The organism is Burkholderia sp. KBS0801 (assembly GCF_005937855.2).
In the GTDB taxonomy this organism is placed as follows: domain Bacteria; phylum Pseudomonadota; class Gammaproteobacteria; order Burkholderiales; family Burkholderiaceae; genus Burkholderia; species Burkholderia ambifaria.
The window spans coordinates 2214816-2234128 of record NZ_CP042177.1; the positions used below are offsets into that span (position 1 = coordinate 2214816).

Consider the following 19313-nt stretch of genomic DNA (forward strand, 5'->3'; position numbering starts at 1 on the left):
TCGGTCGATACTAGCCAGCGCGTAATCGTTTGTCAAAACAAATTAATAAATACAATCGAGATAGTCAGACCATTGGCGGCCTATCACGCTTTCCAGACCGCTTTCAACAGCTTTTGTGTGTAAGGATGTGACGGTCTGGCGAAGATCTCGGCGACCTCTCCCGACTCCACGACGACCCCCTCCTGCATCACCGCGACGCGGTGCGCCATCGCGCCGATCACCTCCAGGTCGTGGCTGATGAACACATAGCCCAGGTTGTATTTCTGTTGCAAATTCGCGAGCAGTTTCAGCACCTGCTGCTGGATCGATACGTCGAGCGCGGACGTCGGTTCGTCGAGGATCAGGATGCGCGGCTCCAGCACGAGCGCGCGCGCGATCGCGATCCGCTGGCGCTGGCCGCCCGAGAATTCATGCGGATAACGATGCAGCACCGTGCGGTCGAGCCCCACTTCGCGCAGCACGGCCAGCGACTTCGCGCGGCGCGCATCCGGCGTCAGTTCCGGACGATGCAGTTCGAGCCCCTCGCCGACGATCCGTTCGATCGTGTGACGCGGAGAAAGTGAACTGAAGGGATCCTGAAAGACGACCTGCATGTTCGAGCGCAGCGCGGTCTGCTCCCGGCCGCGATAGGTCGACAGCGCGCGTCCCTGGAATTCGATTTCGCCGTGCGTCGTCTTCTGCAGCCCGAGCAGCGCCATCGCGAGCGTCGACTTGCCGGACCCCGATTCGCCGACGATGCCGAGCGTCTCGCCCTGCCGCACCGACACTGATACATCCGCGACCGCCGTCACGGGCACCGTGCCGAACCAGCCCGCGAAGCCCGGCCGCTTGCGCGCGAACTGCACGCTGACGTGGCGCGCGTCGAGCACGACGGGCGCAATGGGCATCACCGGCACGACCGCGCGCTGCGGGCGGCTGTTCAGCAGCCGCTGCGTATACGGATGCTCCGGCTGCGCGAAGATCCGCTCGACCGGCCCGGTTTCGACCAGCTTGCCGCGCTCCATCACCGCGACCCGATCGGCGAAGTGCCGCACGAGGTTCAGGTCGTGCGTGATCAGCAGGATCGCCATCCCGCGCTTTTCCGCCTCCTCGCGCTGCAGTTCGAGCAGCAGGTCGACGATCTGCGCGCGGATCGTCACGTCGAGCGCGGTGGTCGGCTCGTCCGCGAGCAGCAGGCGCGGCCGGCACGCGAGCGCCATCGCGATCATCGCGCGCTGCCGCTGGCCGCCCGACAACTGGTGCGGGTAGCTGTCGACGCGCTTCTCCGGCTCCGCGATGCCCGTGCGCGCGAGCAGCGCGATCGCGCGCTTGCGCGCCTCGGCCGCCGTCACGCCGTCGTGCAGCACGATCGTCTCGCCGATCTGCGCGCCGATCGTATACAGCGGGTTGAGCGCTGTCATCGGCTCCTGGAAGATCATCGCGATGTCCGAGCCGCGCAGCCCGCGCATCTCGCGCTCGCTCTTGCCGGCGAGGTCTTGTCCGGCCAGGCGGATCGTGCCGCTCACGTCGGCATCGCGCAGCAGCCGCAGGATCGCCAGCGCGGTCACGCTCTTGCCCGAGCCCGACTCGCCGACGAGCGCGACGCGCTCGCCGCGACCGATCGCGAGCGTCACGTCGTCGACGGCCACCGTGTCGCCGAAGCGCACATGCAGATGCTCGAGCGACAGCAGCGGTTCGCCCGATTTCGCTACGACCGTGTCGCTCATCGCTGGCCTCCCGCCGCGCGCACCGAGTCGGCGATCCGCGTGTCGAGCGCGTTGCGCAGCGCGTCGCCCATGAAGGTCAGCAGCAGCAGCGTCGCGACCAGCACGCCGAACGTCGACAGCGAGATCCACCACGCGTCGAGGTTGCCCTTGCCCTGCGCGAGCAGTTCGCCAAGGCTTGGCGTCGGCGGCGGCACGCCGAGCCCGAGGAAGTCGAGGCTCGTGAGCGCGAGGATCGCGCCGCTCATCCGGAACGGCAGGAACGTGATCACGGGCGTCAGGCTGTTCGGCAGCACGTGGCGCCAGATGATCTGCCAGTTCGTGAGCCCCATCGCGCGGGCCGCGCGCACGTAGTCCTGCGTACGGTTGCGCAGGAATTCGGCGCGCACGTAGTCGGCCAGGCCGATCCAGCCGAACAGCGACAGCAGCACGATCAGCAGCAGGAAGCTCGGCTCGAAGATCGACGCGAAGATGATCAGCAGGTACAGCTCCGGCAGCGAACTCCAGATCTCGATCAGCCGCTGTCCGACGATGTCGATGCGCCCGCCGAAGAAACCCTGCACCGCGCCCGCGGCGATCCCGAGCAGCGTGCCGATCACGGTCAGGATCAGCCCGAACTCGACCGACACGCGGAACCCGTACACGAGCCGCGCGAGCAGGTCGCGCCCCTGCGCATCGGTGCCGAGCCAGTTCTCGCGCGACGGCGGCGCCGGGTTCGGCACGCTCGAGAAGTAGTTCAGCGTGTCGTAGTAATAGCGGTTCGGCGGATAGACGACGAAGTTGCCCGGCGCCTCGAGCCGCTTGCGCACGTACGGATCGAGATAGTCGGCCTGCGCCGGGAAGTCGCCGCCGAAGGTCGTCTCCGGGTACGCATGGAACATCGGGAAATAGTAGTGATCGTCGTAGCGCACGACGAGCGGCTTGTCGTTCGACCACAGCGGCGCCGCGAGGCTCGCGGCGAACGCGACGAAGAAGATCACGAAGCTCCAGTAGCCGAGGCGCTGCTGGCGAAAGCGTTGCCAGACGCGGCGCGCGGGCGACGGCGACACGCGCGCACGCGCGGCGTCGACGCGGGACGACACGACGGCCCGGTTCATCGCGATCCTCGCCCGACCACGCCAGGCATGCGGATGGCTCGTTTCATGTCAGCGCTCCAGGTTGTCGAATTGAATGCGCGGGTCGACCCACACGTAGCAGAGGTCGGAGACCAGCTTGGTCGCGAGCCCGATCAGCGTGAACAGGTACAGCGTGCCGAGCACCACCGGGTAGTCGCGCCGCACGACCGACTCGTACGACAGCAGCCCGAGGCCGTCGAGCGAGAACAGCGTCTCGATCAGCAGGCTGCCCGTGAAGAACGCGCCGATGAACGCGGCCGGGAAACCGACGATCAGCGGCAGCATCGCGTTGCGGAACACGTGCTTCCACAGCACGGTGCGCTCGGCGAGGCCTTTCGCGCGCGCGGTCAGCACGTACTGCTTGCGGATCTCGTCGAGGAACGCGTTCTTCGTGAGCATCGTGATGACCGCGAAGCTGCCGACGACCGACGCCGTGATCGGCAGCGCGATGTGCCACAGATAGTCGAGCACCTTGCCGGCGAGCGACAGTTGCGCGAAGTTGTCCGACGTGAGCCCGCGCAGCGGGAACAGCTGCCAGAACGAGCCGCCGCCGAACAGCACGAGCAGCAGCACGCCGAGCACGAAGCCCGGGATCGCATAGCCGACCAGCACGACGAGGCTCGTCGCGACGTCGAACGGCGAGCCGTTGCGCACGGCCTTCGCGATGCCGAGCGGCACGGAGATCAGGTAGGTGACGAAGAACGTCCACAACCCGATGCTGATCGACACCGGCAGCTTCTGCACGATCAGCGACCACACGCTCTGATGACGGAAGTAGCTGTCGCCGAGATCGAAGCGCGCGAAGCGCTCGAGCATCAGCCAGTAGCGCTCGAGCGGCGGCTTGTCGAAGCCGTACAGCGCCTTGAGCTGCGCGAGCTGCTGCGCGTCGACGCCGGTATGCGCACGCATCCCGAACGGCGTCGCGCCCTGCTCCGTCGCGCCCTTGCGCAGTTCCTGCACGGCCTGTTCGACCGGGCCGCCCGGCACGAACTGGATCACGGCGAACGTGAGCGTGAGCACGCCGATGAGCGTCGGGATCATCAGCAGCAGGCGTTTGAGGATGTAGCTCCACATTGGGTGGCGACTCGCGATCGATAGGCTGGGTTGAACGAAGGGCCGGCGTGCTTCAGTGGCCGGGCTTGGCCCACCAGGTCGACACGACCCAGCCCTCGGCCGAATAGTACAGCGGCAGCGTCTGCGGATAGCCGAGCGTGCGCTTGTACGCGATCCGGTGCGTCGTGCTGTACCACTGGGGAACCGCGTAATAGCCGTGCATCAGCACGCGGTCGAGCGCGTGGGTCGCGTCGAGCAGCTCGTCGCGCGTCTGCGCGGTGCCGAGTGCATGCAGCAGCGCGTCGACAGCCGGCGACTTCAGGCCGATGAGGTTGTCCGATCCCGGCTCGTCGGCGAACTTGCTGCCGTAACGCGAGAACTGCTCGGCACCCGGCACCTGCACGCCCGGCAGGCGGACCGTCGTCATGTCGTAGTCGAACGCGTCGAGCCGCTTTTGCAGCAGCGCGTAATCGGCCGTCCGAAAGCGCGCTTCGATGCCGAGTTTCGCGAGGTTGCGCCGAAAGGCCGTCACGATGCCTTCCATCGCCGCGCCCGAATCGTCGAGGATCTCGAACTCGAACGGCTCGCCCTGCGCGTTGCGCAGCGCGCCGTCGCGGTAGGTCCAGCCGGCCTGCGCGAGCAGCGCGCGCGCCTTCAGCAGATTCGCGCGCAGCGAGCCCGGCGGGTTCGTGCTCGGTTGCGAGACCATCGGGCCGAACACCGCAGGATCGAGCTGCGCGCGCAGCGGCTCCAGCAGCTTCAGCTCGCCCGGGCCCGGCGTGCCGGTCGCCTGCAGGTCGGTGTCGGCGAAATAGCTGTCGAGGCGCGTGTACGCGCCATAGAACAACTGGCGGTTCAGCCATTCGAAGTCGAACGCGAGATCGAGCGCCTGGCGCACGCGCACGTCGCGAAACAGCGGCCGGCGCAGGTTCATGAAGAAACCCTGCATCCCCGCGCCGTTGTGCTGGCGGAATTCGCGCTTGACGAGCTCGCCGCTGTCGAAGCGCTTGCCGACGTCGCGCCGCGCCCAGTTGCGCGCGATGTATTCGACCAGCACGTCGTACTCGCCGGCCTTGAACGCCTCGAGCCGCGCGACGCCGTCGCCGTACAGCTTGTAGACGATCCGCTCGAAGTTGTGGGTGCCGACCCGCACCGGCAGGTCGGCGCCCCAGTACGCGGGATTGCGCCTATATGTAATGGTGCGGCCGTTGTCGTGGCGCTCGATCAGGTACGGGCCGCTGCCGATCGGCTGCTCGAACGCGAGCTGGTCGAACGGAATCCGCGAACCGTCCGCGCGCAGCCCCCACTTGCGCGAGAACACCGGCACGCCGCCGGCGATCAGCGGCAGCTCGCGGTTCGGGCTGCGGAATTCGAACCGCACGGTCGCGCGGTCGATCACGACGGCCTTCGCGATTTCGGCGAAATACGCGCCGAACTGCGGCGCGGCCTGCTTGCTCTTGAGCGTGTCGAACGAAAACCTGACGTCGTCGGCCGTGACCGGGTCGCCGTTCGAGAAGCGCGCGCGCGGGTTCAGGTGGAACGTGACCGAGCGGCGGTCCGGCGCGATCTCGATGTCGTCGGCGAGCAGCCCGTAGGCGGACGCCGGTTCGTCCGAACTGCCGGTCGTGAGGCTCTCGAACAGCATGTCGATGCCCGGCGCGGGGTTGCCGCGCATCGTGAACGGATTGAACTTGTCGAACGACGTCAGCCGGCTCGGATTCGCGAGCACGAGCGTGCCGCCCTTCGGCGCATCCGGGTTCACGTAGTCGAAATGCTTGAAGCCCGGCGGATATTTCGGCTCGCCGTACTGCGCGATCGCATATGCCGCATGCGCGGCCGTCGCGGCCAGTACCGCCTGTATTGTCCATACCGCCGCCGTGCGGCCGGCGGCGCGGACCGCCTGCGCGGCGCCGGAACGGATGCGCGCGGCGGCGGTCCGGGACGAACCCTTCGTCATAGAGGCCCTGTCGGTCGATTGAGGGGATGGAATGTAGGTCGATTCTACCCATTCAATTCGACGCCGAGCCAACTTGCTCGCGGTCGTGCGTGACGTTACCGCGCGGCGACCTCCGCGCGCGGCCGGCGCTGGCAAAAGAAAACCGCCACGCGGGCGGTTTTCTGTTGATGCGGCGCATGCGTCAGGCCTGCGCCATGTGCACTGTTTGTCGATCAGCGCCAGCCGTTGTGGCGGCCGTTGTCCCAGTGACCGTGACCACGATCGCCCCAGCCGCGGCCGTGATGGCGATACCACTCGTCGCGCCCCCAGTAGCGGCGGCCGTCCCAGTAGCGGTCGCCGTGCCAGCCGATCACGATCGCCGGGGCCGGCGCATAGACGGGCGCCGGTGCATACACGGGCGCCGGCTGGTAGACGACCGGCGGAGGCGGCGGCGCATACACGGGCGCAGGTGCGACGTAGACCGGAGCCGGCACGCCGACGTTGATCCCGACATTGACTCCCGCCATTGCTGCGCCCGACACGAGCAAGGCCGTCATACCGGTCAAGAGCGAGGCAACACGCAAAGTCTTCATGGATTCCTCTTCGAGTTGTTTCATGTGTGATTCGACTATAGCGGCAAGCGCCGTGCCCGCATATTTCAAGTTTGTAAGAACTGATGCGCGGGATGGCAACCGGAAGCGCAGCTAACGTCTTGTAACAATTGGCGGCGCGCCGCCATACCCGCCGTACCCGCCGGGCCGCCTTGCCACGTCGGCCGCCCTCTTCGTCCGTTCCGCCCGTTCCTAAAACATCTTTCATCCTGGCCCGCGCCCGGCGTTAACCCGCGCCACGCACACTGCGCGAGCCGATGCGGGCTCACGCCGCGCTTCGGCACCTCGCTGACAGGCCGGCGCCCCGCGCCGGCGGAGACCTCGCCGATGCTGAAACTCGTCCGACTCGCGCTCGCGCGCCCCTATACGTTCATCGTCCTTGCGCTGCTGATCCTGATCGCGGGACCGCTCGCGGCGCTGCGCACGCCGACCGACATTTTCCCCGACATCCGGATTCCGGTCATCAGCGTCGTGTGGAACTACGCAGGCCTGCAGCCGGCCGACATGGCCGGGCGCATCGTCACGTACTACGAACGCACGCTCGGCACGACGGTCAACGACGTCGCGCACATCGAGTCGCAGTCGTTCCGCAGCTACGGGATCGTCAAGATCTTCTTCCAGCCGAGCGTCGACATCCGCACCGCGACCGCGCAGGTCACGTCGATCTCGCAGACCGTGCTCAAGCAGATGCCGCCCGGCACCACGCCGCCGCAGATCCTCAACTACAACGCGTCGACCGTGCCGGTGCTGCAGCTGGCGCTGACGAGCGACACGCTCAACGAGCAGCAGCTCGGCGACTACGCGACCAACGTGATCCGGCCGCAGCTGCTGTCGGTCGCCGGCGTCGCGATTCCGTCGCCGTATGGCGGCAAGGTGCGCCAGGTGCAGATCGACCTCGATCCGCAAGCGCTGCAGGCGAAGGGGCTGTCCGCGCAGGACGTCGCGACCGCGCTCGCACAGCAGAACCAGATCATTCCGGCCGGCACGCAGAAGATCGGCCGCTTCGAGTACAACATCCGCCTCAACGACAGCCCGCTCACCATCGACCAGCTCAACGCGTTGCCGATCCGGACCGTCAACGGCGCGGTGATCTTCATGCGCGACGTCGCGCACGTGCGCGACGGCTTTCCGCCGCAAGGCAACATCGTGCGCGTCGACGGCCGCCGCGCGGTATTGATGAGCATATTGAAAAGCGGCTCGGCGTCGACGCTCGACATCATCGCCGGCGTGAAGGCGCAATTGCCGCGCATCGAGTCGACGCTACCGCCGTCGCTCAGGCTCGTCGTGATGGGCGACCAGTCGGTGTTCGTCAAGGGCGCGGTGAGCGGCGTCGCGCGCGAAGGGCTGATCGCCGCCGCGCTCACGTCCGCGATGATCCTGTTGTTCCTCGGCAGCTGGCGCTCGACGCTGATCATTGCCGCATCCATTCCGCTCGCGGTGCTGGCGGCGATCGCCGCGCTCGCCGCCGCGGGCGAGACGCTCAACGTGATGACGCTCGGCGGGCTCGCGCTCGCGGTCGGCATTCTCGTCGACGATGCGACCGTCACGATCGAGAACGTGAACTGGCATCTCGAACAGGGCAAGGACGTGCGCAGCGCGATCCTCGACGGCGCGTCGCAGATCGTCGCGCCCGCGTTCGTGTCGCTGCTGTGCATCTGCATCGTGTTCGTGCCGATGCTGCTGCTCGACGGCGTCGCGCGCTTCCTGTTCGTGCCGATGGCCGAAGCCGTGATCTTCGCGATGATCGCGTCGTTCGTGCTGTCGCGCACGTTCGTGCCGATGATGGCGCGCTACCTGCTGCGCCCGCACGCCGCGCATCCGGCGGCCGTGCTTGCGCCGCACGGCGCGCCATTCCCGACACCGCGATCGCGCAATCCGCTCGTCGCGTTCCAGCAGGGCTTCGAGCGCCGCTTCGCGGCCTTGCGCACCGGCTACCGTGCGGTGCTCGGCCTCGCGCTCGCGCACCGCGCGCGCTTCGTCGTGCTGTTCCTCACGGCGGTCGCGCTGTCGTTCGTCCTGGTGCCGGGGCTCGGCCGCAACTTCTTCCCGTCGGTCGATGCGGGCGAAATCGCGCTGCACGTGCGCGCGCCGATCGGTACGCGCATCGAGGAGACGGCCGCGCTGTTCGATCGCGTCGAGCGCACGGTGCGCGGCGTCGTGCCGCCGCGCGCGCTCGCGAGCATCGTCGACAACATGGGGCTGCCGAACAGCGGGATCAACCTCACGTACAGCAACAGCGGCACGATCGGCCCGCAGGACGGCGACATCCTCGTGTCGCTCACCGGCGAGCACGCGCCGACCGCCGACTACGTGAAGCAGCTGCGCACCGTGCTGCCGCGCGCGTTTCCGGGCGTCACGTTCTCGTTCCTGCCTGCCGACATCGTCAGCCAGATCCTCAACTTCGGCGCGCCCGCGCCGATCGACGTACAGGTGACGGGCCCCGATCTCGCGGCGAACCGTGCGTATGCGACCGAGTTGCTGCGGCGCATCCGCACGGTGCCGGGCGTCGCCGACGCGCGCGTGCAGCAGGCGTCGACCTATCCGCAGTTCACGGTATCCGTCGACCGCGCGCTCGCCGCCCAGCTCGGCATCACCGAGCAGGACGTCACCAATGCCGTCGTCGCGAGCCTGTCCGGCACGAGCCAGGTATCGCCGACCTACTGGCTCGATCCGCACAACGGCGTGTCCTACCCGATCGTCGCGCAGACACCCCAGTACCGGATGACGTCGCTGTCGGACCTGCGCGCGCTGCCCGTCACGGGCCGCTCGGGCGCGCCGCAATTGCTCGGCGGCCTCGCGACGATCGTACGCGGCCAGACCGACGCGGTCGTATCGCACTACGACATCGCGCCGCTGGACGACATCTTCGCGACGACCCAGGACCGCGATCTCGGCGCGGTCAGCGCCGACATCGAGCGCGTGCTCCACGCAAGCGCGGCCGACCTGCCGAAGGGGTCGCGCGTGACCGTGCGCGGCCAGGTGCAGACGATGAGCAGCGCGTTTGGCGGGCTGCTCGCGGGCCTTGCCGGCGCGGTGCTGTTGATCTATTTGCTGATCGTCGTGAACTTCCATTCGTGGCGCGACGCGTTCGTGATCGTGAGCGCGCTGCCCGCGGCGCTCGCCGGCATCGTGTGGATGCTGTTCGTCACCCGCACGCCGCTGTCGGTGCCGGCGCTGACGGGCGCGATCCTGTGCATGGGCGTCGCGACCGCGAACAGCATCCTGGTCGTCACGTTCGCGCGCGAGCGGCTCGCGCATACGGCCGACGCGACCGTCGCCGCGCTCGAGGCCGGCTTCACGCGCTTCAGGCCCGTGATGATGACCGCGCTCGCGATGATCATCGGCATGGCGCCGATGGCGCTCGGCCTCGGCGACGGCGGCGAACAGAACGCGCCGCTCGGCCGCGCGGTGATCGGCGGGCTGCTCTGCGCGACCGTCGCGACGCTCGTGTTCGTGCCCGTCGTGTTCAGCCTCGTCCATCGGGGCGATCGTGCGCCCCACTCCGAATCCCCGTCCCTCACTCCGGGAGAACAGCATGTCCACTGAATTCGACGTCCGTCCCCCCGCCACGCCGCGTTACCTGAAACCGCTCGCGATCGCCGGCGTGATCGCGGCACTCGCCGCCGCCGCGACCGGCGTCGTCGAACGCGCGCACGATGCGCGTGAAGTCGCCGCGTGGACCGCCAGCCAGGCGATCCCGACCGTCGCGACGGTCGCGCCGCAGCCGGCCGCCGCCGATGCGCTGGTGCTGCCAGGCCGCCTCGACGCCTATGTCGACGCGCCAATCTACGCGCGCGTGCCCGGCTACCTGCACGCGTGGTACGTCGACATCGGCGCGCACGTGAAGGCCGGCCAGTTGCTCGCGTCGATCGACACGCCCGACCTCGACCAGCAGCTGCAGCAGGCGCGCGCCGACCTGCAAAGCGCGACTGCGAACGAACGGCTCGCGGCCGTCACCGCCGCGCGCTGGTCCGAGATGCTCGCGCAGGATTCGGTGTCGCGGCAGGAAGCCGACGAGAAGCGCAGCGATCTCGATGCGAAACGCGCGGCCGTGGCCGCCAGCACCGCGAACGTGCGGCGGCTCGAGGCGCTCGAATCGTTCAAGCGCCTCACCGCGCCGTTCGACGGCGTCGTGACCGCGCGCAAGACCGATGTCGGCGCGCTGATCGACGCAGGCAGCGGCAACGGCGCCGAGCTCTTCACCGTCTCGGATGCACGGCGGCTGCGGCTCTACGTCCATATTCCGCAGGACGACGCGGGCGCGATCCATGCGGGCATGCATGTCGCGCTGACCGTGCCCGAGCGTCCCGGCACGACGTTCGATGCGACGCTCGCCGATTCCGCGCAGGCGATCGACCCGGCTTCCGGCACGCTGCTCGCGCAGTTCTCGATCGCGAACCCGGCAGGCACGCTGTTCCCCGGCGAATACGCGCAGGTGCGGATCGCGGTGGCCAACGCCGCGCACGCGCTGACGATTCCGGCGAGCACGCTGATCTTCCGCCACGACGGGTTGCAGATCGCCGTGCTCGACGCGACCGGGCATGCGCGCTTGCGCCACGTGTCGATCGCGACCGATCTCGGCACGCGCGTCGAGATCGCGTCGGGCCTCGCGGCGAGCGACCGCGTGATCGACAACCCGCCCGATTCGCTCGCGGATGGGGACCCGGTCCGCATCGCCGGCACCGCGACGAAGGAGCCTGCGCATGGCTGACCGTACGCTCGCTGCATGGCTCGGCAGCGTCGCGCTGCTCGCCGGCTGTTCGTTCGCGCCGACATATCACGCGCCGGCCGTGCCGGTGCCGGCCGCGTTTCGCGAAACCGGCCCGTGGGTCGATGCCGCACCGGCCGATCGTCTGCCGCGCGACGGCTGGTGGCGTGTGTACGGCGACGCGACACTCGACCGGCTCGAGCCGCTCGTCGCACGCGCGAATCCGGACCTCGCCGCCGCCGTCGCACGGCACGACGAAGCGGCCGCCTTGTTCGACGAGGCGCATGCCGCGTTGCTGCCGACCCTCGGCATCGGCGCCGAGACCGACCGCGACCGGCAGTCCGCGCGCCGGCCGCTGCGCGGCAGCGGGCAGCCCGACGTCTACGAATCGAACACACTCGATGCCGGACTCGGTTACGACATCGATCTGTGGGGCAAGGTCCGCAATACGGTCGCTGCCGGCCGCGACAACGCGCAAGCCGCGGTCGACGATCTCGCATCCGTGCGGCTCAGCCTGCAGGCCCGCGTTGCCAGCACCTACTTCGATCTCGCGGGACTCGATCGCGAAGCGGACTCGCTCGCGCAGACGATCGATGCATATCGCCGTGCGTGGCAACTGACGGTCAGCCGCCATCGCGGCGGCCTCGCATCGGGGCTCGACGTGTCGCGCGCGCAAACGCAGCTCGCGCTCGCGCAGGCGCGCGCATCCGACATCGCCGCGCGCCGTGCGCTCGACGAGCATGCGATCGCCGTGCTCGTCGGCGTATCCGCGTCGACGTTCTCGCTGCCGGCCGCCGCCGCGCTGCCCGCCGTTCCGTCGATTCCGACCGGGCTCGCGTCGACGCTGCTCGAACGCCGCCCGGACATTGCCGCCGCGGAACGCCGCGTCGCGGCCGCGAACGCACGGATCGGCGTCGCGCGCGCCGCGTACTTCCCGGACCTGTCGCTCGGCCTCGACGCCGGCTTCCAGAGCGACACGTTCTCGCCGTGGCTCGCCGCACCGAACGAAATCTGGTCGATCGGGCCGCGGCTCGCGACGACACTGTTCGACGGCGGCCTGCGTGCGGCGGGTGTGCGCCACGCGCGCGCGCAGTTCGCCGAACAGGGCGCACGTTACCGCAGCGTCGTACTGGCCGCGTTCCGCGAAGTCGAGGACGATCTCGCGCTGCTGCACCGGCTCGGAGACGAATCGGCGCAGGACGACGCCGCGCTCGTCGCGGCGCGGCAGTCGCTCGCGCTTGCGATGTCGCGCTATCGCGACGGTGCCGTCAGCTATCTCGACGTGGTCACCGCGCAGACGACCGAGCTCGATACGCAGATCGCGTCGCTCGACGTCGATGCCCGACGCCTGCAGGCGTCCGTCGCGCTCGTACGCGCGCTCGGCGGCGGCTGGCGCGACGCGCGTTCATGAACGTTTCTTCATCGGCGCGCCCGGTGTCCGACGCAGCGCGCCCGATAACGTGTGGCCTGCCGGCTTCGCATTCGCGGCGCCGGCGTCCGCCCTTCGCCAAGGATCACGCCATGAAGACACTACTGTTCGCCATCCTGCTCTGCGCCCTCTGTGTCGCGCTGCCCGGCCGTGCCGCCGCATCGCAATCCGCCGCGGCGAGCGCGCCGCAGACGCTTGCATCGACTGCCCCCGCGCGGGCGTCATCGCGCGATGCGTGGAAGGCGCCGCCGGTGGCGCCGCTCACGCGCGCCCAGGTGTATCGCGAACTCGTTCGCGCCCAACGCGACGGCCAGCTCGCGCAGCTCAACCGCGAGCTTTATTCGCACTGATCGCGCCGCAATGGCGACGCCGCGCGCGATGCCGCCGGCGTCCGTTCGGCGTTCTCAAGCCCGACCGATACCGCGTTATCAACTGCCGGTATCGAACCTGAATCCGAATCGCGCAACCGTTTCGATGCGCGCGGAGAACGCGTGCGCGACGAGCTTGCGCCGCAGCCGCACGACCAGCGCATTGACGGTTTCCGGTTCGATGTCGGCTTCGCCCCATGCGTAACGCAGCACGGCATCGCGCCCGACCGGCCGCCCGGCTTCGCGCAGCAGGCATTCAACGACACGGAACTCGCGGGCGCTGAGTGCGAGCCTGCGGCCGCGCTCCTCGAGCGCGCGCGTGGCCGCGTCGAGCCGCACCGACTCGCGCAACGCGATGACGCCCGCGCGACGCCACAGCGCGCGCAGGCGTTCGTGCAGTTCCACGAACGAACACGGCTGGGCAAGACACACGTCGCAGCCGGCCTGCAGCATCCGCGCACGCCGTGCGGGCGTCGCACCGACGACGAGTACTGCGATCGTCGCGCCGCCGGCCGACGCGGCAAGCCGCGGCAACATGTCGAGCAGCACGGCCCCGGCAGCCGCATCGGGTTCGACCAGCACGATCGCGTCGAAGCGGTCCTGCGTGGCCGCGAAGCAGCCGTCGCGCCACTCGTCGACACGCTCCACACCGTGCGTGCTTTCGCGGAACGCCTTGTCGAGCCGCGCCGCCTCGGGCGTCGGAGGGGAAATCAACAGGATGCGCATCGACCGTTTTCCCGCGCGCTCATCCGAGCGAGCGCGGCCAGCATTCGACCGTGATCGCCGCACCGGCCGGCTGCGCATCGCCGATCCGCAGCGCGAAGCCGTGCACCCGCATCACCGCCGACACGATGCTCAACCCGAGCCCCGAGCCGTTCACGTGACGCGTGCGCTCGCCGCGATAGAAGCGCTCGAGCACCGCGTCGCGCTCGCCCGGTGCGATCCCGGGCCCGGTGTCCTCGAACCGCACGAGCGGGCCGTTCGGCGTCGCGTGGAGCGCGACGCGCACGCGACCGCCGGGCGGCGTGAACTTGATCGCGTTGTCCGCGAGATTGCTGAACGCCTCGAACAGCAACGCGCGGTCGCCATGAATGCCGTCGACCGGCACCGCATCGAGCCCGAATGCGACGCCTCCCGCTTCGGCGAGCGGCTCGTACAGTTCGCACACGTCGCGCAGCAATGCCGCGACGTCCACCGCAGCAAACCCGCCGCGCCGGCTCAGCGTCCCGATCTCGGAGATGCGCAGCATCGCGCGAAAGCGCTCGAGCAGTCGGTCGGTTTCATCGCGTGCCGACGCCAGCAGTTGCGCCGACGCCGGATCGTGCGCGCAATGCGGCTGTTCGGCGAGCCGCGCCAGCATCGTATGCACGCGTGCGAGCGGCGTGCGCAGATCGTGCGCGATGCCATCGCAGGTGTGACGCACCTCGCCCATCAGCCGCTCGACTTCGTCGAGCATGTGGTTCACGAGATGCGCGAGCAGGTCGAGCTCGTCGTAGCGGCCCACCGGCAACCGCTTGCCGAGATCGCCCTCGGCGATCTGTCGCGTGACGCGCCGGATCGCGGCGACGCGGCGGATCTGCCGCATGCCGAGCATGCTGCCGCCCGCGATGCCCGCGAGCAGGATCAGCACGCCGCCGATCACGAGTCCGCGGATCGCGACTTCGCGAATCTGGATGAAATGGGACAGGTCGCGCGCGACCACCAGCGTCATCCCGTCGTCGCGGTGCACGGCCATCGCGCGCGTGATCGGCGCGGGCTGGCCGTCGAGCGGCACGAGCGTACAGTCAAGCGTGCGTCCGCGGCGATCCGTGCGCAGCGCGGGCGGCGTCGCGATGTCGCCGGCCACGCGGCGCCCGCTCGCGTCGAACAGTCCGTAGAAATTCGTATGCATGTGCTCGTGCTCGAGCCGCCGGTGAATCGCAAGCGGCAGCTCGGCGTCGGGGATCGAATCGAAGTAGATCAGTTGCCACGCGAGCACCTCGTCGGTGTCGCGCGCCATCGTGTGCGTCGCGGCGACGTTGATCACGCCCGCGAGCAGCAGCAGCGAAACCGAGAAGATCGCCGCGTACGCGCATAGCCAGCGAAACGTCGTCGTATGCCAGCGACGCGTGAAGTTCGCCGCACGGTCCGCATCCATCCGTGCCTCCGTCATCGGAGCATGTAGCCCGAGCCGCGCACGGTCTGGATCATCGGCACGGCGCCCGGCGGGTCGATCTTCTTGCGCAGCCGCCCCATGTGGACATCGATCAGGTTGGTGCCCGGGTCGAAGTGATAGCCCCACACGGCCTCGAACAGCATCGTGCGCGTGATCGTCTGCCCCGCGTTGCGCATCATGAATTCGAGGACGCGAAACTCGGTGGGCAGCAATGGAATCTCGTCGACACCGCGGCGCGCGCAGCGCGAAATGAGGTCGAGTTCGAGCGGGCCGACCGTCAACAACGTCTGCTGCGGCACGCCCGATGCCTGCCGGCGGCGCAACAGCACTTCAATGCGCGCGCTCAGTTCGCCGGAATCGAACGGCTTGGTCAGGTAGTCGTCGCCGCCCGCGCGCAGCCCGCGGATGCGCTCGTCGACGTCGCCGAGCGCGCTCAGCATCAGCACCGGCGTATCGATGCCGACCGTGCGCATCGCGGTCAGGATCGCGAGCCCGTCAGCACCGGGCAGCATCCGGTCGAGCGTGATCGCATCGTAGGATGCGCTCATCGCGCGCATCATTCCTTCGCGGCCGTTGTCGATCCAATCGACCTCGAACCCGCGCGCGGTCAGTTCGCCAACGATCTCGTTCGCGGTCACCGCATCGTCTTCGACCGTCAGTACTCGCATGTCCGTCCTCGCAATGGCTGTCACGACGCGCGTATCGATGCGCGCGCAACTATCGTAGCCGCATCGATCGCTTTTAGGCGTTAGATGAAAATTGCTTCATTCGGCATCGGGCGCATGCGGGTGAAACATGTTTCATCCGTGCGTCGCCCGCCCGGCCCTGCGTGCCGCCTACGCTGACGTCATGCGGCATCGGGCCGCGAATTCAGGAGCCACCGGATGAAACTGTCGATTACCGTCGCCTGCATGCTGAGCGCATGCGCCAGCACCGCCGCGTTCGCGGCGCCTCACCTGACGCCGCAGGAATGCAACGCCTACCCGTTCGTTCACACGCGGCACGAAGTCACCCATGCGGATCTCGTGCGCGAGCTGACTGAACTCGAGCAGGTCGGCTACGACCCGTCGCACAACAGCCCCTACTATCCCGACGATCTCGACGGCGCGCAGCAGCGGCTCGCCGCCGAATATCGCGCGGACTGCACGCATGCACTGACGGCGGACGCGCGCACGGACACGCACTGACCGGCGTGCGCGGCGCGCCGAAATGAAAAAAGGCGACACTCGCGTGCCGCCTTTCCTGCATGAATGCGCATGGAGATCGTCCGCTGCGCCGCGATGCCGCTCAGCGCGACATCATGTTCATGCTGACGTTGTGCATTACCCACAGCGTGCCGACGATCAGGATCGCCGCGGTCAGCACGGTGTAGCTGAACGCCATCACGTTCCAGCGCTGGCCGGACGAGCCGTTCATGTGCAGGAAGTACACGAGGTGCACGACGATCTGCACGAACGCGAGCGCGGCCAGCGCGATCAGCGATGCGTGCGGCGACAGCACGCCGCCCATCACGAGGCCAAACGACGCGGCCGTGAGCACCACCGACAGGATGAACCCGGCGACATAGCCGCCGACGCTGCCGTGCCCTTCTTCGAGTTGAGACGAATGCGAATGGGCCATTTAGATCACGCTCGCAAGATAGACAAAGGAAAACACGCAGATCCACACGATATCGAGGAAGTGCCAGAAAAGGCTCAGGCACGTCAGGCGCCGCAGGTCGCGATCGGTCAGGTCACCGCCGCGCAATACGATCTGCGCCGCGAGCACGATCATCCACAGCAGGCCGGCCGTCACGTGCAGCCCGTGCGTGCCGACCAGCGTGAAGAACGCGGACAGGAACGCGCTGCGCTGCGGGCCTGCGCCGTCTGCGATCAGGTGCGAAAACTCGCGCAGTTCCATCGCGAGGAACGCCGCGCCGAGCGCGAACGTCACCGCGAGCCATGCGAGCAGCGCGCCGCGCCGCTGCTTGTACGCGGCCAGCATCGCGAAGCCGTAGGTGATGCTCGACAGCAGCAGCGCGGCGGTTTCGACCGCGACGCCCGGAATGTCGAACAGGTCCTTCGCGGTCGGACCGCCCGCGTACTGGTTGCCGAGCACCGCGAACGTCGCGAACAGCGCCGCGAAGATCACGCAGTCGGTCATCAGGTACAGCCAGAAGCCGAACACCGAGTGCGACGGCGGATGGTCGTCGTGCTCGAGCAGGGTTGCGCTCAAGGTTTTCTGCAACATCAGTTGGCCTCCAGTTCCACGTCGTCGACACGCGTGGCCACGTGCGCCGCCGGTTGCTTCTCTTCGATCCTGCGCACTTTCGACGCCGGGATGTAATAGCCGTCGTTGTCACGCGAGCTGTAGACCACGAGCGTCGCGATGATGCCGACGAGGCCGCCGATCGCCATCCACCAGATGTGCCATACCAGCGCGAAGCCGAGCACCAGGCTGAAGACCGCGATGACGAGACCCGCACACGTGTTCGACGGCATGTGGATGTCGCGGATCGTCGCCGGGTTCGGCCGGCCGTCGCCGCGTGCCTTCATGTCGGCGTACGCGTCCAGCGTGCGCACTTGCGGAAGCACCGCGAAGTTGTAGTCGGCCGGCGGCGACGACGTCGCCCATTCCAGCGTGCGGCCGCCCCACGGATCGCCCGTCGTGTCGCGATACGCCGGCAGGTTGCGGTTGCGGATGCTGACGACCAGTTGCAGCAGCTGGCATGCGATGCCGATCGCGATCAGCACCGCGCCGAACGCGGCGACCAGCAGCCACGGATGCCACGCCGGGTTGTCGTAGTGGTTCAGACGACGCGTCATGCCCATGAAGCCGAGCACGTAGAGCGGCACGAACGCGACGTAGAAGCCGACCTGCCAGAACCAGAATGCGGCCTTGCCGAGCTTCTCGTTCAGCTTGAAGCCGAACGCCTTCGGGAACCAGTAGTTGAAGCCCGCGAGATAACCGAACAGCACGCCGCCGATGATCACGTTGTGGAAGTGCGCGATCAGGAACAGGCTGTTGTGCAGCACGAAGTCCGCGCCCGGGATCGCCATCATCACGCCGGTCATGCCGCCGAGCGTGAACGTGACCATGAAGCCGATCGTCCACAGCACGGGCGTCGTGAATTCGATCCGGCCGCGGTACATCGTGAACAGCCAGTTGAATACCTTCACGCCGGTCGGGATCGCGATGATCATCGTCATGATGCCGAAGAACGCGTTCACGTTCGCACCGGACCCCATCGTGAAGAAGTGATGCAGCCACACGAGGAACGACAGCACCATGATCGCGCAGGTCGCGTACACCATCGTCTTGTAGCCGAACAGCGGCTTCTTCGAGAACGTCGCGATCACTTCCGAGAAGATGCCGAACGCCGGCAGGATCAGGATGTACACCTCCGGATGGCCCCACGCCCAGATCAGGTTCAGGTACAGCATCGCGTTGCCGCCGGCTTCGTTCGTGAAGAAGTGCATGCCGAGGTAACGGTCCAGGCCGAGCAGCGCGAGCGTCGCGGTCAGGATCGGGAACGACGCCATGATCAGCACGTTCGTGCAGAGGGCCGTCCACGTGAACACCGGCATCTTCATCAGAGTCATGCCGGGCGCGCGCATCTTGATGATCGTCACGAAGAAGTTCACGCCGGTCAGCAGCGTGCCGACGCCCGAGATCTGCAGCGCCCACAGGTAGTAGTCGACCCCTACCCCCGGACTGTACTGCAGCTCCGACAGCGGCGGATACGCGAGCCAGCCCGTCTGCGCGAACTCGCCGATCACGAGCGACACGTTGATCAGGATCGCGCTGACCGCCGTCATCCAGAACGACAGCGAGTTGATGAACGGGAACGCGACGTCGCGCGCGCCGATCTGCAGCGGCACGATCAGGTTCATCAGGCCGACCATGAACACCATCGCCATGAAGAAGATCATGATCACACCGTGTGCCGTGAAGATCTGGTCATAGTGGTGCGGTGGCAGGTAGCCGGGCGCGTTGTACGCGAGCGCGAGCTGCATGCGCATCATGATCGCGTCGGCGAAGCCGCGCAGCAGCATGATCAGCGCGACGATGATGTACATCACGCCGAGTTTCTTGTGGTCGACCGTCGTCAGCCATTCCGTCCACAGCCATTTCCAGCGGCCGGTGATCGTCAGCGCGGCGAGGATGCCCAGCACGACCAGCCCCATGAAGGCGCCGGCCACCATGATGATGGGCTGATCGAACGGGATCGCCGATAGTGTGAGTTTTCCGAACAT

General features: G+C 67.9%; 16 protein-coding genes. 5 read left to right on the forward strand and 11 right to left on the reverse strand.

Going from position 1 to position 19313, the window contains the following annotated elements; genetic code table 11:
• Positions 1 to 83 precede the first annotated feature (83 nt).
• The 5 genes from FFI87_RS10515 to FFI87_RS10535 form a co-directional block, all read right to left on the reverse strand.
• Positions 84 to 1706: an ABC transporter ATP-binding protein gene (locus FFI87_RS10515; protein ID WP_138847503.1), complete on the reverse strand. Its 1623-nt coding sequence runs from the start codon at positions 1704 to 1706 to the stop codon at positions 84 to 86.
• Positions 1703 to 2800 carry an ABC transporter permease gene (locus FFI87_RS10520; protein WP_012364166.1) on the reverse strand — a complete coding sequence of 366 codons (1098 nt, stop codon included), beginning with the start codon at positions 2798 to 2800 and terminating at the stop codon, positions 1703 to 1705. The genes FFI87_RS10515 and FFI87_RS10520 overlap by 4 nt, the downstream gene beginning before the upstream one ends.
• Positions 2801 to 2848: 48 nt before the next feature.
• Positions 2849 to 3892 (reverse strand): microcin C ABC transporter permease YejB, encoded by a 1044-nt coding sequence (locus FFI87_RS10525; RefSeq protein WP_012364167.1) that lies wholly within the window; start codon positions 3890 to 3892, stop codon positions 2849 to 2851.
• A 52-nt stretch (positions 3893 to 3944) separates the two neighbouring features.
• Complete coding sequence (locus FFI87_RS10530) at positions 3945 to 5828, reverse strand: extracellular solute-binding protein (RefSeq protein WP_012364168.1); 1884 nt, start codon at positions 5826 to 5828, stop codon at positions 3945 to 3947.
• A gap of 212 nt (positions 5829 to 6040) precedes the next feature.
• The gene (locus tag FFI87_RS10535) at positions 6041 to 6400 is read right to left on the reverse strand and encodes a hypothetical protein (protein WP_012364169.1); all 360 of its coding nucleotides are present in this window, start codon (positions 6398 to 6400) and stop codon (positions 6041 to 6043) included.
• A gap of 345 nt (positions 6401 to 6745) precedes the next feature.
• Between FFI87_RS10535 and FFI87_RS10540 the strand changes: the two genes are divergently transcribed.
• The 4 genes from FFI87_RS10540 to FFI87_RS10555 all read left to right on the forward strand — a co-directional run bounded on the left by FFI87_RS10540 (position 6746) and on the right by FFI87_RS10555 (position 12905).
• A complete protein-coding gene (locus tag FFI87_RS10540; protein WP_138847502.1) occupies positions 6746 to 9964 on the forward strand; it encodes an efflux RND transporter permease subunit in 3219 nt (1072 codons plus the stop codon).
• On the forward strand, positions 9954 to 11129 hold the full coding sequence (locus FFI87_RS10545) for an efflux RND transporter periplasmic adaptor subunit (RefSeq protein WP_138847501.1): 1176 nt from the start codon (positions 9954 to 9956) through the stop codon (positions 11127 to 11129). The genes FFI87_RS10540 and FFI87_RS10545 overlap by 11 nt, the downstream gene beginning before the upstream one ends.
• Positions 11122 to 12537 carry an efflux transporter outer membrane subunit gene (locus FFI87_RS10550; RefSeq protein ID WP_138847500.1) on the forward strand — a complete coding sequence of 472 codons (1416 nt, stop codon included), beginning with the start codon at positions 11122 to 11124 and terminating at the stop codon, positions 12535 to 12537. Before FFI87_RS10545 ends, FFI87_RS10550 begins: the two co-directional genes overlap by 8 nt.
• Positions 12538 to 12647: 110 nt before the next feature.
• Positions 12648 to 12905, forward strand: coding sequence for a DUF4148 domain-containing protein (locus FFI87_RS10555; RefSeq protein ID WP_138847499.1), 258 nt, complete (start codon positions 12648 to 12650; stop codon positions 12903 to 12905).
• Between the two features lie 78 nt (positions 12906 to 12983).
• On the opposite strand, the gene FFI87_RS10560 is transcribed toward FFI87_RS10555, so the two are convergent.
• From FFI87_RS10560 to FFI87_RS10570, 3 genes are read right to left on the reverse strand one after another with little or no spacing between them, the layout of a single operon-like run.
• Positions 12984 to 13649 (reverse strand): response regulator transcription factor, encoded by a 666-nt coding sequence (locus tag FFI87_RS10560; RefSeq protein WP_138847498.1) that lies wholly within the window; start codon positions 13647 to 13649, stop codon positions 12984 to 12986.
• A gap of 19 nt (positions 13650 to 13668) precedes the next feature.
• A complete protein-coding gene (locus FFI87_RS10565) occupies positions 13669 to 15060 on the reverse strand; it encodes a sensor histidine kinase (protein WP_138847497.1) in 1392 nt (463 codons plus the stop codon).
• Between the two features lie 11 nt (positions 15061 to 15071).
• Entirely contained in the window at positions 15072 to 15746 is a 675-nt protein-coding gene (locus tag FFI87_RS10570) for a response regulator transcription factor (protein WP_011657329.1), read from the reverse strand.
• A gap of 216 nt (positions 15747 to 15962) precedes the next feature.
• On the opposite strand from FFI87_RS10570, the gene FFI87_RS10575 reads away from it, so the two are divergent.
• A complete protein-coding gene (locus tag FFI87_RS10575; protein WP_012364177.1) occupies positions 15963 to 16265 on the forward strand; it encodes a DUF4148 domain-containing protein in 303 nt (100 codons plus the stop codon).
• A gap of 100 nt (positions 16266 to 16365) precedes the next feature.
• Here the strand turns inward: FFI87_RS10575 and cyoD are convergent, their stop codons facing one another.
• From cyoD to cyoB, 3 genes are read right to left on the reverse strand one after another with little or no spacing between them, the layout of a single operon-like run.
• A complete protein-coding gene (gene cyoD / locus FFI87_RS10580) occupies positions 16366 to 16698 on the reverse strand; it encodes a cytochrome o ubiquinol oxidase subunit IV (protein WP_012364178.1) in 333 nt (110 codons plus the stop codon).
• Entirely contained in the window at positions 16699 to 17307 is a 609-nt protein-coding gene (cyoC, locus tag FFI87_RS10585; RefSeq protein ID WP_012364179.1) for a cytochrome o ubiquinol oxidase subunit III, read from the reverse strand.
• Positions 17307 to 19313 (reverse strand): cytochrome o ubiquinol oxidase subunit I, encoded by a 2007-nt coding sequence (gene cyoB, locus FFI87_RS10590; RefSeq protein ID WP_138847496.1) that lies wholly within the window; start codon positions 19311 to 19313, stop codon positions 17307 to 17309. Before cyoB ends, cyoC begins: the two co-directional genes overlap by 1 nt.

Excerpts from the sequence above, each read along its gene's own strand:
- FFI87_RS10515 (WP_138847503.1), bottom strand. The coding sequence starts at position 1,706 with ATGAGCGACACGGTCGTAGCGAAATCGGGCGAACCGCTGCTGTCGCTC.
- FFI87_RS10520 (WP_012364166.1), bottom strand. The coding sequence starts at position 2,800 with ATGAACCGGGCCGTCGTGTCGTCCCGCGTCGACGCCGCGCGTGCGCGC.
- FFI87_RS10525 (WP_012364167.1), bottom strand. The coding sequence starts at position 3,892 with ATGTGGAGCTACATCCTCAAACGCCTGCTGCTGATGATCCCGACGCTC.
- FFI87_RS10530 (WP_012364168.1), bottom strand. The coding sequence starts at position 5,828 with ATGACGAAGGGTTCGTCCCGGACCGCCGCCGCGCGCATCCGTTCCGGC.
- FFI87_RS10535 (WP_012364169.1), bottom strand. The coding sequence starts at position 6,400 with ATGAAGACTTTGCGTGTTGCCTCGCTCTTGACCGGTATGACGGCCTTG.
- FFI87_RS10540 (WP_138847502.1), top strand. The coding sequence starts at position 6,746 with ATGCTGAAACTCGTCCGACTCGCGCTCGCGCGCCCCTATACGTTCATC.
- FFI87_RS10545 (WP_138847501.1), top strand. The coding sequence starts at position 9,954 with ATGTCCACTGAATTCGACGTCCGTCCCCCCGCCACGCCGCGTTACCTG.
- FFI87_RS10550 (WP_138847500.1), top strand. The coding sequence starts at position 11,122 with ATGGCTGACCGTACGCTCGCTGCATGGCTCGGCAGCGTCGCGCTGCTC.
- FFI87_RS10555 (WP_138847499.1), top strand. The coding sequence starts at position 12,648 with ATGAAGACACTACTGTTCGCCATCCTGCTCTGCGCCCTCTGTGTCGCG.
- FFI87_RS10560 (WP_138847498.1), bottom strand. The coding sequence starts at position 13,649 with ATGCGCATCCTGTTGATTTCCCCTCCGACGCCCGAGGCGGCGCGGCTC.
- FFI87_RS10565 (WP_138847497.1), bottom strand. The coding sequence starts at position 15,060 with ATGGATGCGGACCGTGCGGCGAACTTCACGCGTCGCTGGCATACGACG.
- FFI87_RS10570 (WP_011657329.1), bottom strand. The coding sequence starts at position 15,746 with ATGCGAGTACTGACGGTCGAAGACGATGCGGTGACCGCGAACGAGATC.
- FFI87_RS10575 (WP_012364177.1), top strand. The coding sequence starts at position 15,963 with ATGAAACTGTCGATTACCGTCGCCTGCATGCTGAGCGCATGCGCCAGC.
- cyoD (WP_012364178.1), bottom strand. The coding sequence starts at position 16,698 with ATGGCCCATTCGCATTCGTCTCAACTCGAAGAAGGGCACGGCAGCGTC.
- cyoC (WP_012364179.1), bottom strand. The coding sequence starts at position 17,307 with ATGTTGCAGAAAACCTTGAGCGCAACCCTGCTCGAGCACGACGACCAT.
- cyoB (WP_138847496.1), bottom strand. The coding sequence starts at position 19,313 with ATGTTCGGAAAACTCACACTATCGGCGATCCCGTTCGATCAGCCCATC.